This is a genomic window from Bacillus sp. MC1252 (assembly GCF_056838025.1).
Genome location: NZ_CM166369.1, coordinates 1750557 through 1763288, shown reverse-complemented (window position 1 = coordinate 1763288; position 12732 = coordinate 1750557). Strand labels below are relative to the sequence as shown.

Sequence of the window (12732 nt, the reverse complement as noted above, 5' to 3'; positions counted from 1 at the left end):
AACACGGTGAATCCATGAGTGTTTATTTTAACCGACAAACACCTCTCCCTCAGGATAACGTATTGGGCTTTTCGTTCGTTTCATAAAGATAAATACGATGGTTAGAGAACCTACTCTACCAATAAACATAAGGATCGAAAGAATAACCTTACCTAAAAACGTTAAATCCGGAGTTAATCCCATTGAAAGACCTACCGTGCCAAATGCTGAAAAGGTTTCAAAAACAATATCAATGAAAGGGGCTTTTTCAGTCATTGTCAATAAAAAAATGGTGATAAATACAAAACATAAACTGATAAAGCTAATAGATAGGGCTTTAATGACCACATCGTGTCTAATTGTACGTCTAAATATGACGGGTTCTTTGTTTCCTTTCAGAAAATGGAGGACAGAGATCAAAATGATCATCATCGTTGTTAACTTAATCCCACTTCCTGTTGATGCACTCCCAGCACCAATAAACATAAGAAGCATCATCAGAGTTAAAGAACTTTCATGCATATGTGCGATATCAAGCGAATTAAAACCCGCGGTTCTTGTTGTCACAGCTTGAAAATAAGAGGCCCAGAATTTATCAAGAAGATTCATTGGACCTAGAGTATGTGGATTACCAAATTCCATTAAAAATATAAGTAACAGCGCAACACCATTTATTATGAGGGTTCCTATAATCATAAGCTTTGAATGGATTGATAATAATTTAAATCTCCGTTTATTCCAAATGTCAAAAATCACTGTAAAACCAAGACCACCGATGATAAACAGGAAGGTGATGGTCAGGTTAATCAGTGGATCATGTACATAGTTCATCAAACTATTTGAAAAAAGAGAAAAACCTGCGTTATTAAAAGCAGAAATGGCATGAAATAAACTGATGTATACCCCTTTAAAAAAACCATATTCCGGTATCCACCGAAATGATAATATACAAGTAGCTATTAACTCAAATGTTATTGAAAAGATAAACAAAACCTTTATAAGACGTACAATACCGCCTATATTTGTCAGATTAAAAGCCTCTTGAACCAATAACCTCTCTCGTAAACCTACCTTTTTACCAAATAACAAGATGACCATGACGGCTAAAGTTAAAAAACCAAGCCCGCCAATTTGTATCATCAGCATAATGACAATTTGTCCGAATAAAGTAAAGGTTGTTCCTGTATCAACCACAGCTAAACCTGTAACAGTTGTTGCTGAAACAGCTGTAAAGAAAGCATCAATGATTGAGATGGGTTCAACTGTAGAGATCGGTAGAGTTAAAAAAAAAGCTCCTATCACAATGACCGTCAAAAATCCAAACAATAAAATTTGAGGAGGCGTTAATTTTACTGGTTTTTTAAAAAAATGATCATATTTAAACATGTTCTAGCCTACTTTCAACCACTTGAAATTTTAATGTTATTATATAACGAAAAGGATTATGATTGTCTATCTATTATCAATTTGTTTTCATAACAAAATACGTTTTATCCAAAATAATTTGAAAGACAACAAAAGGAGTCATCAATATGCCAAAAAAAGAATTTGCTGTTATCGGATTAGGCCGCTTCGGCGGGAGCATATGTAAAGCATTAAGCGAAGAGGGACTTGAAGTGCTAGCTATGGATCTAAATGAAGATCGTGTAAACGAATATGCGCAAATCGCTTCGCATGCGGTCATTGGTGATTCTACAGATGAAGCAGTGTTGAAAAACTTAGGAATGCGAAACTTTGATCATGTAATTGTGGCTATAGGTGAAAACATTCAGGCTAGTATTTTAACAACCATTATATTAAAAGAACTTGGCGTTAAACTGGTGACGGTAAAAGCACAAAACGATTACCATGAAAAGTTACTAAATAAAATCGGGGCCGATCGAGTTGTCCATCCAGAAAGAGATATGGGGAAACGAATAGCCCATAAAATCATTACAAATAATGTCATCGATTACCTGGAGCTATCTGATGAATATGGGCTAATTGAGGTTGAAGCAAACGGACATTTAGAAAATCAGTCATTACTTGACCTTGACATTAGAGCAAGATATCAAATCAATATTGTAGCTATCAAACGAGGGAAAGAAGTGATTATTTCCCCGCTTGCTCATGAACAAATTCAGAAAAACGATATCTTAATTGTCATTGGAGCAATGAAAGCTATCGCACGTTTTGAAAGAAATGAATTACAAAGTCAATCATTCTAACTATAAAGAGGAGAGAGGGTTCAAGACAAAATATTAAAGAACCCTCATTTTTTCACCCTGGGAAAGACATCAGGTATAAATTTGATTTTAAAAGATCACCCTTCATCCTCTAAATATCTGTATAGTGTTGTTTTACTTATACCTGTCTCAAGTGTAATTTGAGCAATGCTATATTTTTTGCTTTGATACATATCTAATGCACGCCTGACATTAGCATCAGGTTTTCTAGGCCGCCCAGTATTTTTCCCTTTTCGTTTAGCTTCATAAATTCCCGCTTTAGTACTCTCACTTAATACATCATGCTGAAAATCCCCAACACTCTTCATAAGCTTAAAAAACACTTTGCCTTCCACTGATGATGTATCTACTTGATCAATGATAGATATGAAATGAACATACTTACTTTGTAGTAATTGAACTAAATCAATTAGGTGGCGTGTAGAATCAGCAATACTATAAAATTTATAGACAATGACTTGATCTCCTGCATTTAAAGAATCCAGCAAATGATTGAGTTCAGGTCTGATTTTAGGAGATATGGTTTGTTCATAATAAATCTTATCACAGCCTTTATCTTCAAGAGCTTTCGTTTGTAGAGCCATATCTATATCATGACTAAATGGACGTGCATAACCGAAAATCACTTTATCATCTCCAAAGAATTGCTTACTGATATTATAACAAAAATTCAACTCGATGATTTCTAGTCCCAAAAAAGTTCGTTTTTGGGACAAAAAATGATGGACATTTAAATTGCGGTCTGTTAAATTTGAAGATGTTATCAACGGACCTGACTTCTATGAGAGTTAGAAGTCAATTCAAAAAAGAAGGAGTGTTTTTCATTTGTTCGTACAAAAACTTCATAACGAATGGTTTCCAAATGTAAAAGGAGACATTTTAGCAGGAATCGTTGTTGCTCTTGCGCTTATCCCAGAGGCCATTGCTTTCTCGGTGATAGCAGGTGTAGATCCAATGGTCGGACTTTATGCATCTTTTTGTATTGCCGTTGTTATTTCATTTATGGGCGGTCGCCCTGCAATGATATCAGCTGCTACGGGTGCTATGGCTCTGTTAATGGTGACCTTGGTGAAAGATCATGGAATTGAGTATTTATTTGCTACGACCATCTTAACTGGGATCATCCAATTCATATTTGGTGCACTGAAAATTGCTCGCTTTATGAAATTTATACCTAGATCGGTTATGGTCGGTTTCGTAAATGCGCTTGCTATCCTAATCTTTATGGCACAAGTGCCCCATTTTGTTGGAATATCTAACCTGACTTATATCGTGGTTGCGGTTACGTTACTCATTATTTATATTCTTCCCAGGTTCACTAAAGTAGTTCCTGCTCCACTTGTTGCCATTGTTGCAATGACGGTTCTAGCTATATTTGGTCATCTCGAATTACGCACTGTGGGCGATTTAGGAAAAATCACAAGCTCTTTGCCAAGCTTTATGATTCCTGATATTCCTTTAAACATTGAAACATTGATGATCATTTTTCCAACTGCATTAGCACTGTCTATTGTAGGGCTTCTAGAGTCTTTATTAACTGCATCTATCGTAGATGATATGACAGATACAGATAGTGATAAAAATAAAGAAAGCCGCGGCCAAGGAATTGCTAACATTGTTGCCGGATTCTTCGGAGGCATGGCGGGATGCGCTATGATTGGTCAATCAGTGATTAATGTGAAATCAGGAGGGAGAGGTCGCTTATCCACGTTTGTTGCAGGCGTTTTCTTGATGTTTCTCATTATCGTCCTTGGCGATTGGGTCGTGAAAATTCCTATGGCTGCTCTAGTTGGTGTGATGATTATGGTTTCCATCGGTACATTTGATTGGTCATCATTACGAACACTTACAAAAGTTCCATTATCAGACTCTATTGTGATGGTTGTCACCGTTGTCACAGTTGTAGCAACTCATGACTTATCTAAAGGCGTTTTCGCAGGAATCATTTTGAGTGCTGTCTTCTTTGTAGCCAAAATATCAAAGGTTAGTGTAAAAGCTTCTTCAAAATCTTCAGATAAAGAAATAGTCTACGATATTAACGGTCAACTGTTCTTTGCCTCAGTACAGGATTTTGTTCAATCATTTTCGTTCAGTGATCAACCAAAAGAAAAAGTCACATTAAACTTTACTGAAGCCCATATATGGGATGATTCAGCTGTTGCAGCGATTGATAAAGTTGTATTGAAATTGAAAGAAAATAATAAAGACGTCCGTTTGACAGGGTTAAATGAAGCCAGCAAAAAGCTAATGAAGAAACTGGCTACTTATGATCAACCAAATGCAAAAGCATCAGGTCACTAATGAGGGGGATGAGAGATGTATAAAAAAATATTATTAGCTGTGGATGGTTCAGTTCATTCTGAGAGATCAACGGACCATGCGATTCAATTAGGGAAATTAACGACAGATGCAGAAGTAGAGCTCATCTATGTATTGGATTATTCTAAATCTAAAAGCGAAGTTTTGCATAGTGGAAGTGCAGAGGCACTAGAGCAAGCTAGAAGACTGAAGCTGAAAAAAATAGAAGAAAAATTTCAAACTGAAGAATGTTCCTATAAACTAACAATGAAACATGGTGATCCCGGGCCTACAATTGTTTCTTATGCCAATGACAATCATTTTGATCTAGTCATTATTGGCAGCAGAGGATTAAACTCGTTTCAAGAAATGGTCCTAGGAAGTGTCAGTCATAAAGTAGCCAAACGAGTGAACTGTCCAGTTTTAATTGTGAAATAACGAAGAGGCAGAAAGTAGAGTTTCACTTTCTAAAACACTTGAAATAAGCAGGTTTATCGCTTAAAATGAAAAATACTAAAGGCTTAAATATATAGGCGATGGAGTTCGCCGTAATTGCCATCGTGCTAATGACTCCTACCCACTTTATAGATGGGTAGGAGTCTATTTTTTTGCCTAAATGATTGAAAGAGGTGGTATAAAATGATTTATTTGTTAGTGGGAACAGGCGGAATAATTGGCAGTCTGCTTAGATATTACTTGGGAGTGTTTACCCATTCTTGGTGGGGATATGATTTCCCTTTAGGAACCTTACTCATTAATTTGATTGGCTGCTTTGTATTAGGCTGGTTTACGAGTAGAATTGTCAAACTTAAACAATTTCATCCACATGTGTTAGCTGGTCTCGGTACTGGATTAGTGGGTTCATTTACGACGTTTTCAACGTTTAGTGTAGAAACGGTGACTTTAATTCAACATCATTTAGCTGGGTTCGCCTTTCTTTATGTATTACTTAGCTTATTTGGAGGACTTATGATGTCGTGGTTAGGCTACGATATTGGGCATCGTTCTTTTAAACGATTACAGAGGAAAGGGGAATGAACATCATGACTGGATTATTGATTGCTATTGGAGGATTTCTAGGAGCTATCTCCCGTTTCACATTAAGTACATGGATACACAAAAAATTTAGTTCGAATTTCCCGCTCGGGACGTTGTTTGTTAATTTAACGGGTTCTTTTTTGTTAGGTTGGATAGTTGGTAGGGGTCTATCTTCAGACTTATATGCCCTTTTGGGGGTTGGATTCATGGGTGCGTTTACAACATTCTCTACATTTAAATTAGAAAATATTCAACTAAGGGAAAAAAGAAATCATTCCGTCCTTCTTTACTATTTGGTTTCCAGTTATGCTGGTGGAATTATTTTAGCTTTTATTGGTGTATTGATAGGAAATCATTAGACATGGAACAGAGTATGATGTATTCAAAATCCTTGCAAGAATATAATCTGCAAATGAGACAATCAAATCGCGTTTACTCAAATTGGCCAATGATCTAATCATCATTATAGACACTCATCTATTTTCCATGGTGCAGTTCTAATCCATGGTTGACTAATGGCTTGATTGCAAACACCAACGACAAAAGCATTCGTAGGCTGGCGAAAAAGGTAGATGATACACTTGGTGCATGTTCTTACTCCGGTAATCACGGTGCACCATAATAGACTTTTGTGCTCTTTATGGGTAGCACGTACGGGGGTTAGCCCTTTTTTGGTTGTTGCACCAGCCTGCCTACAATATCTTTTGCATTGATCTAGGCGCAGCCTTTTTTGAAACTTTTTGGCTTGTTCCATTTTCTATTGTCTTTTCCCGGCATTTTTATACGAAAAAGTCACAAACTAATGATTTATCTCAGGCTTAAAACTTTTGTTGTTACTATTCAATGATACGTGCAATTCATGGTTCGCATTAACTGATGCAAAAAAAATATCAACCGTTTTCAGATCTTTTTTCTGTAACTCCTGAACAAGCCACTGTTCAGTTAAATTTAACTGAGTGAGCACCTGATTTTCTATGTTACCTTCGATAATAACAGGATAAGCAATATTTCCGGATACTTTTTTAACTCCTAAATCCTCTGCGGTGATAGTAGATTTATGAGGTTTTTTAAAAGCAGTTAGCTTCCCATTTGGTTCGATTAAGGCTAACTCTACATCATTTACATCAAAAATATCTTTTTCTCTTAACATTTGTAATACATTATCTAAGGAATATCGGATTTTTTGTAAATTTCCTACAATAAAAGCACCGTTTCGGATGACAATAGTTGGTTCAAATGTAATCAGTCGTCCCAAAAATCGATTTTTTAATTTTAATTTTGAAACAATGATTTGTAAGACTCCAATAGCTAATATTGATAAAAATGTATATAAATGAGGAATATCCGGATCAGCGATATCTGCACCTGCCACAGCACCTAGCACAATAATGATCAAGAAATCAAATACAGGTACTTCTCCTATTGCCCGTTTCCCCATGAACAATGTCACAATTAAAAGCCAAGGAATTATAGTGATGATCCTTACATAAACCTTTAAAATATCTATTAAAGTTTCCATTATTTAAGATCCCCTTGGTATTCAAGTACAAGTTCTCTATTCGTATTTTCAATCTTTTCGTTCATATTTGAAATATTTGCTCTCCCTGCCACGGATGAGGAGGCAATAATCCCAAATATCAATTCGTTTTTATTCTTCATTCACTCAACCATCTTTCTTTATTTTTTTAAATGTTAGGCAAGAATTCTTATTTTATGGTTAGATTGTATTTTTATCATGGTAAATTGTTTTTATTCATCACCCAATACTTACTTCGGTTAATTTCAAATTACCAACCGGATGATTTATCCAAAAACTTTCAAGTAATAGCCTTTGTTATTGGATCGATCACAGAGTTTCTGCTCTAATCTGTCATACAAATTGCAATAAATGTAAAATAAACAGATGAAATTAATTCTTTTAGCTCTCTTGCTGGTGTTCTCCTATTAAAATTATACTAGAATTAAACACCATAGATTAGAGTGGAAGTATTGAAACGAAACTGGACTGAAGAAGAGTTTATAACTGATTTAATACTCATGCCAGATGAACTAAATTTACTTATGGGGAGTAGAAAGGAGGCAAAACGTGATCACCCGGATGGAGTCATTCAGGATACACCCAATTGTAAGTTCTTCCACAATTCATGAATATCATCAAGGATCTGTCCAGGAGTAGTCGGGAATATAAAGAGAAGAACAAAGATGCACGCCTCTTATCGTAGCCATTACCGAAAAGCCATTTGTGAGATTAAAAAAACCTTACATTACTATTTTGCTGTTGGGAACGACGTACCCCATTGAAGGCGTCATTTAACTTTTATCATAATTATTTTAAAAAAGCACTTGAGAAAAATGAAATGGAATGAATGAGACAAATTAACATACTCAAACTGAAGAACCTTTATGACCAATTTCATTTATTAAGGACAAAGAATTTAGTTCCATTCATGATGTGAACCAGGCAACAAGTTTGTGTGATCAATCAGTTAAATAAAAAATCCCCACCTTGTAGGGTTGGGATTTTTTTGCACTTACTTTACTTTTTGTCAGTTAAATGATTTAAACGTTTTCGAAGAACTAGGGATGAGACAGAGAAAACTGCGCAAGTCCCTGCTGATCCAGCAGCAAACATCAGCTCAAAGTTTTCTGTTGGGGATTTGAATAACAAAGAGACTGAGAGAATTAAAGCGGCACCACTAAGACCCAATCCTAATATCGACATTGCCAATAATTTATTCATAGAAACACTCCCAGACTCACAATTTGGAACAAGCTACTACTGCACCTATCCTCAATCCATCGAAAATGTTGAAGGAATGAAATCGACATTAAAAGATCTTGGATACGCAAACATTAGTGTAGTTAGTAACAGTATCCTATTAACATTTTAATAGATACTATTGTATGCATTATAAACACTAATCAAATAAGGAATCAATAATTTAAGCGGATCCATACTGAACGACTAATAAATCAAAATGAAATATCTATACGTTAGTAATCAATATTAAGAGTATTTAGGTTGTAGAAGATAATTTCCAAATTACTCTCAAAATGGGTTAAAACCTGCAATCATTTTAAAGGGAAACGCTAAAGAAAGTGTATAATGTAACAATACTATGTAGAAAGTGAGTGATTTATTATGATAGTCAGATCTTTACCTACATCTAACAAATTTCAGGTGCGGAAGTTTTAATCGTTCAGTTTAAAACCCTTCCGCATTTAATATCGGAGGGAAAAAGATGTTTAGTTATTATGGTTCATTAAGTACGGAATTATATGATTTTACGAAACCAGTGGGGTATTCAATTGAGGGTGATATTGATTATTATCTTGAAAGGTTAAAAGGGACTAAAGGGAAGGTACTTGAAGCTGCTGTCGGTTCGGGGAGATTCTTAATTCCCTTAATTGAAAGTGGGTTTATTGTTGATGGAATTGACTATTCGACAGAAATGTTAGATTCTTGTCGGAAACGATGCAAAGAAAGGGGCTTAAATCCAAAGCTCTATGAAGGTAACTTAAGTAGTTTTTCTTTGGAAACAAAGTATAAAGCTATCGTTATACCTACAGGCTCCTTTTGCTTGATTGAAAGTTTAATGGATGCTAAAGAAGCTCTAAAATGCTTTTATCATCATTTAATGCCAGGAGGACGTGTAATAGTTGATTTACAATTACCAATCAATTGGCGTACAGGAGAAATTACTACTGCAGCCTTTCCTCTTTCTGACGAAGAAAGCATTTCTTTAGAAAGCAAATCAATTGAAATAAACTGGATCGATCAATATACCTTAACTTATTTAAAGTATGAGAAATGGAGAAAAGGTAAGCTGATAGACACAGAATTACAGAAGTTCGCAATGAGATGGTATGGAATTGAAGAATTCAAACTTATATTAGAAAGCATTGGTTTTTCTAATATTACTTGTTCTGCGGACTATACTTATAAAAAAGAACCATCCAAAGATACCCAACTCATTACATTTGAAGCTGTACGAAAATAAAATAGATGTTTGAAAAAGAACGGAGCGTTTCTTTTCGCTCTGTTCTTTTATTTGTAGATCTGAGAGGCTCTACACAATTATTTTCAAAAGAAGCGGTGGATGTTGCAAAAGCTATACGTGGGTTCACTCCTGAAATTATAGATGATAACTTAATGGAAATAGGGATAAGGAAAGAACTTTATCAACTATTAAAGCCGTGATAAGATGAACGGCTAATAAAACATTAGCAGTAAAGGCAGGCAGAAAATTTTATGGAAATAGAGCAAAACGAGGAGGCTAAAAGACGTAAAGGTTTTTCCAATCTCATTTTAAAAGAAGGCATTCATCGAGTCCTTTATATTTTTTAGTTTACATAATATATATTCTAGGAAGTTAAACTGAGAATCAATTTCTGTTGTCTCAAAATTAAGTATACTTATCTTATTAAGATAAAAAAGAAAAAATCAAAATCCTTCGTTCATTCGTCAGATTTTGATTCTTCAAGATGTTTAATAAACTTCACAGGATTTCCATCGATTTCGTTACACCGGCGCCAGACGCAATGACAGCATTATCGCCAATGGTGACACCTTCAATGCCTTTTGCACGTTCTACTGGATCAAGCTGATGTCCAGATCAAAATTCAAAAAAATGCTCACCAACCTCGATATTGTATCCGAAATTGTGCTGAAATCTCCCTTCTATTTATTTGAATTCATGGTTTGAATGAATGCCTCTGTGAATTGTGTCGTCGCCTCGTTTCCTCCTAAATCCTTCGTTTTAACGTTCATTTTCATGATCTCATGAAGTGTACGTTCGATAAGAGCAGCCGTCTTTTTTAACCTTTCATCTTTATATTTCACATGTAACCAGTCACAAAGCATCACTGTAGAAAGAATCAAGCCCATTGGATTGGCAATATTTTGCCCAGCGATATCCGGTGCTGATCCATGTGCTGCCTGTGCCATGGCTTGGTTTTCGTTACAATTTAATGAAGGGGCTATTCCTAAACTTCCGACTAGTTCCCCTGTTAAATCTGATAAAATATCACCAAACATATTCTCTGTCACAATCACATCAAAATCACTTGCACGTCTCACCAAGTGAGCCGCCATTGCATCGATATGTACATCCTCTACCGCCACTTGCGGATACGCTTTTGCTACCTCTTGGCATGTTTGCAAAAACAAACCAGACCCTAATTTGATAACGTTTGCCTTATGAACAATAGTAACCTTTCGCCTGCGCTCCATCGCACTTTGAAAGGCTGCATGGGCAATACGTGTAATCGCTTTTTTTGTAAATACACCTGTAGATATAGCGACATCTGGTGTAATCAACCACTCTCCTACCCCATGATACATGTTCCGATCTGGATAGAAGCCTTCTGTATTTTCTCGAAAAATGACGAGATCGACGTCTCGTGCAAGGCTTTGTACCCCTGGTAACGATTGAGACGGACGAATGTTCGCAAATAGATCAAACGTATGACGGAGCTCTCCGCTTGGATTCCTCCTCTCTTTAAATATGTCTGGGTATGATGCAGAATCATGAGGCCCTAAAATCCACCCGTGGCATTTTTTCAATTCGTCTTTAGTAGATGTCGGCACAGGATCTTGGTGAGGAGAATGGATCGCTTCAAAACCGATTGGACATTCTACAAATTCCACAAATGACTCATGAAACTGTGACAGCGCTGCCTTTAAGATGCGCATACTTGCTTGTACAATTTCTGGCCCAATCCCATCTCCTTTCAATACCCCGATTCGATATGACTGCATAAAACCCGCCCCCTTTGTCTTGATTTTACCTTTCACTAGAAGCATTGTGAAGGCTTCATTTCTTTTGACTAAAATTTCAGTATGATCCTCCCTTATGTTATTTACGAATCAGGAAGTCTCATTTATAATCGAGTAGATTTGTTCTGTCATATATATCATTAAATGTGAGGGATTAGATGGAATTAAAGTGGTATAAAGCGATTATTGTCATTTTTACGATGTCTGGGATCTCCATCTCTACATGGTTTTCACGGACACCGGAAGTCAGAGATCTATTACAAGCGAATACAGGGACAATGGGTCTTATTTTACTTGGTTTATCTGTTGGTTCTATTGTTGGACTTGTCCTTTCCAATATATTCGTTCGTAAAAAAGGCGGACGAGTGGCCATTGTGATCAGCGCTTTTTTGATGTTCACTGGATTCACGACTCTCGCCACTGGTTCAACGCTCTCTTCTACCCTTGTGGTCACTGCCGGTCTTTTTCTTTTTGGAGCGGGCTCAGGCATGTGCAATGTGGCCATGAACTTAGAAGGGACGGAAATTGAGTACAACATCAGGAAAACCATCCTGCCTATTTTGCACGCTTCCTTCAGCATTGGCACGTTAATCGGTGCAGGTGCTGGGATTCTCTTTATCCATCTAGGGGTATCTGTGTTGATTCATCTTCTGATCATTGCCATTCTTTTCTTTCTCAGCATTTTGATTTGTACACGGTTTATTCCCCACGGGACAGGAAAGGATCATCTTGAGAAGCAAACAAAAACAGTTGATGGTTCTCATGCGGCATGGCTGAACAAACGGACGATATCTCTTGCGATGATCGCCTTATGTCTTGCATTTGTAGAAGGCTCTGCAAATGATTGGATTCCACTTGCGATGGTAGATGGCTACCAGGTTTCACATTCCATGAGTACCGTCATCTATGCTTTATTTTTATGCGGGATGATTAGTGGACGACTGATTAGCGGACGTTTAATTGATCGCTTTGGCAGGGTGTTATTGCTAAGAGTCGCTATTTTTTCAGCTGCTGCAGGACTATTGTTAGTCATTTTAAAGATTTCACTCGTAGTGTGTATGATATCCATCTTTTTATGGGGACTTGGCGCTTCTTTAGGCTTCCCACTGACCATTTCGGCAGCTGGGGATGATAGCCGCTACGCCGTCAAACGCGTCAGCATTGTGACCTTATCTGGTTACACAGCCTCCCTTTCTGGGCCACCAATTTTAGGACTGCTCGCCAATGAGGTAGGACTGCTTCATGCCTTTATATTTGTTCTATTCGCTATTTGTATTGCGGGAATCTTTACAAAAGCTGTAGCAAAACCTCATTCATTACATTCTCACTGAAAAGTGCCAGATTCTCATCATGGCACTTTTTTTAAATTTAAAAAATAAAATTGAAACCTTTCACGAAGTGAAACAGTCCTAT

General features: G+C 36.6%; 12 protein-coding genes, 1 pseudogene and 1 riboswitch. Of the genes and pseudogenes, 7 read left to right on the top strand and 6 right to left on the bottom strand.

Going from position 1 to position 12732, the window contains the following annotated elements:
• Positions 1 to 27 precede the first annotated feature (27 nt).
• A complete protein-coding gene (locus ACYH0L_RS08860; RefSeq protein ID WP_230030215.1) occupies positions 28 to 1365 on the bottom strand; it encodes a TrkH family potassium uptake protein in 1338 nt (445 codons plus the stop codon).
• A gap of 146 nt (positions 1366 to 1511) precedes the next feature.
• Between ACYH0L_RS08860 and ACYH0L_RS08855 the strand changes: the two genes are divergently transcribed.
• Positions 1512 to 2186, top strand: a complete 675-nt coding sequence (locus ACYH0L_RS08855; protein ID WP_482354463.1) for a potassium channel family protein — start codon at positions 1512 to 1514, stop codon at positions 2184 to 2186.
• Between the two features lie 95 nt (positions 2187 to 2281).
• Here the strand turns inward: ACYH0L_RS08855 and ACYH0L_RS08850 are convergent, their stop codons facing one another.
• Positions 2282 to 2971, bottom strand: a complete 690-nt coding sequence (locus tag ACYH0L_RS08850; protein ID WP_230030214.1) for a recombinase family protein — start codon at positions 2969 to 2971, stop codon at positions 2282 to 2284.
• Between the two features lie 58 nt (positions 2972 to 3029).
• Here ACYH0L_RS08850 and ACYH0L_RS08845 point away from each other — a divergent pair, with 58 nt between their 5' ends.
• The 4 genes from ACYH0L_RS08845 (at position 3030) to crcB (ACYH0L_RS08830) (ending at position 5899) form a co-directional block, all read left to right on the top strand.
• Entirely contained in the window at positions 3030 to 4505 is a 1476-nt protein-coding gene (locus tag ACYH0L_RS08845; protein WP_327925222.1) for a SulP family inorganic anion transporter, read from the top strand.
• A gap of 15 nt (positions 4506 to 4520) precedes the next feature.
• Positions 4521 to 4940, top strand: coding sequence for a universal stress protein (locus ACYH0L_RS08840; RefSeq protein ID WP_099728368.1), 420 nt, complete (start codon positions 4521 to 4523; stop codon positions 4938 to 4940).
• A gap of 85 nt (positions 4941 to 5025) precedes the next feature.
• Positions 5026 to 5085: riboswitch (Fluoride riboswitch) on the top strand.
• 56 nt (positions 5086 to 5141) lie between these two features.
• Positions 5142 to 5540: a fluoride efflux transporter CrcB gene (crcB, locus tag ACYH0L_RS08835; protein ID WP_099728367.1), complete on the top strand. Its 399-nt coding sequence runs from the start codon at positions 5142 to 5144 to the stop codon at positions 5538 to 5540.
• A 2-nt stretch (positions 5541 to 5542) separates the two neighbouring features.
• Positions 5543 to 5899 carry a fluoride efflux transporter CrcB gene (gene crcB, locus ACYH0L_RS08830; protein ID WP_180275551.1) on the top strand — a complete coding sequence of 119 codons (357 nt, stop codon included), beginning with the start codon at positions 5543 to 5545 and terminating at the stop codon, positions 5897 to 5899.
• 440 nt (positions 5900 to 6339) lie between these two features.
• Here the strand turns inward: crcB (ACYH0L_RS08830) and ACYH0L_RS08825 are convergent, their stop codons facing one another.
• Both ACYH0L_RS08825 and ACYH0L_RS08820 read right to left on the bottom strand, forming a co-directional pair.
• Positions 6340 to 7059, bottom strand: coding sequence for a DUF421 domain-containing protein (locus tag ACYH0L_RS08825; protein WP_099728365.1), 720 nt, complete (start codon positions 7057 to 7059; stop codon positions 6340 to 6342).
• A gap of 1017 nt (positions 7060 to 8076) precedes the next feature.
• The gene (locus ACYH0L_RS08820; protein WP_099728364.1) at positions 8077 to 8280 is read right to left on the bottom strand and encodes a hypothetical protein; all 204 of its coding nucleotides are present in this window, start codon (positions 8278 to 8280) and stop codon (positions 8077 to 8079) included.
• Positions 8281 to 8782: 502 nt separating this feature from the next.
• Between ACYH0L_RS08820 and ACYH0L_RS08815 the strand changes: the two genes are divergently transcribed.
• Positions 8783 to 9541 (top strand): class I SAM-dependent methyltransferase, encoded by a 759-nt coding sequence (locus ACYH0L_RS08815; RefSeq protein ID WP_482354462.1) that lies wholly within the window; start codon positions 8783 to 8785, stop codon positions 9539 to 9541.
• Between the two features lie 457 nt (positions 9542 to 9998).
• Here ACYH0L_RS08815 and ACYH0L_RS08810 read toward each other — a convergent pair.
• Together ACYH0L_RS08810 and ACYH0L_RS08805 are read right to left on the bottom strand one after the other, a co-directional pair.
• Positions 9999 to 10225, bottom strand: a pseudogene (locus ACYH0L_RS08810) (LbetaH domain-containing protein); the annotation flags it as partial.
• Positions 10222 to 11301: an isocitrate/isopropylmalate dehydrogenase family protein gene (locus ACYH0L_RS08805; RefSeq protein ID WP_256499617.1), complete on the bottom strand. Its 1080-nt coding sequence runs from the start codon at positions 11299 to 11301 to the stop codon at positions 10222 to 10224. The gene ACYH0L_RS08805 and the pseudogene ACYH0L_RS08810, both read right to left, overlap by 4 nt.
• 176 nt (positions 11302 to 11477) lie before the next feature.
• On the opposite strand from ACYH0L_RS08805, the gene ACYH0L_RS08800 reads away from it, so the two are divergent.
• The gene (locus tag ACYH0L_RS08800; RefSeq protein ID WP_099728360.1) at positions 11478 to 12650 is read left to right on the top strand and encodes an MFS transporter; all 1173 of its coding nucleotides are present in this window, start codon (positions 11478 to 11480) and stop codon (positions 12648 to 12650) included.
• Positions 12651 to 12732 lie beyond the last annotated feature (82 nt).

Bases quoted from the DNA above. Each gene is read 5' to 3' on its own strand.
- ACYH0L_RS08860 (WP_230030215.1), bottom strand. From the start codon at position 1,365: ATGTTTAAATATGATCATTTTTTTAAAAAACCAGTAAAATTAACGCCT.
- ACYH0L_RS08855 (WP_482354463.1), top strand. From the start codon at position 1,512: ATGCCAAAAAAAGAATTTGCTGTTATCGGATTAGGCCGCTTCGGCGGG.
- ACYH0L_RS08840 (WP_099728368.1), top strand. From the start codon at position 4,521: ATGTATAAAAAAATATTATTAGCTGTGGATGGTTCAGTTCATTCTGAG.
- crcB (WP_099728367.1), top strand. From the start codon at position 5,142: ATGATTTATTTGTTAGTGGGAACAGGCGGAATAATTGGCAGTCTGCTT.
- ACYH0L_RS08825 (WP_099728365.1), bottom strand. From the start codon at position 7,059: ATGGAAACTTTAATAGATATTTTAAAGGTTTATGTAAGGATCATCACT.
- ACYH0L_RS08820 (WP_099728364.1), bottom strand. From the start codon at position 8,280: ATGAATAAATTATTGGCAATGTCGATATTAGGATTGGGTCTTAGTGGT.
- ACYH0L_RS08815 (WP_482354462.1), top strand. From the start codon at position 8,783: ATGTTTAGTTATTATGGTTCATTAAGTACGGAATTATATGATTTTACG.
- ACYH0L_RS08805 (WP_256499617.1), bottom strand. From the start codon at position 11,301: ATGCAGTCATATCGAATCGGGGTATTGAAAGGAGATGGGATTGGGCCA.
- ACYH0L_RS08800 (WP_099728360.1), top strand. From the start codon at position 11,478: ATGGAATTAAAGTGGTATAAAGCGATTATTGTCATTTTTACGATGTCT.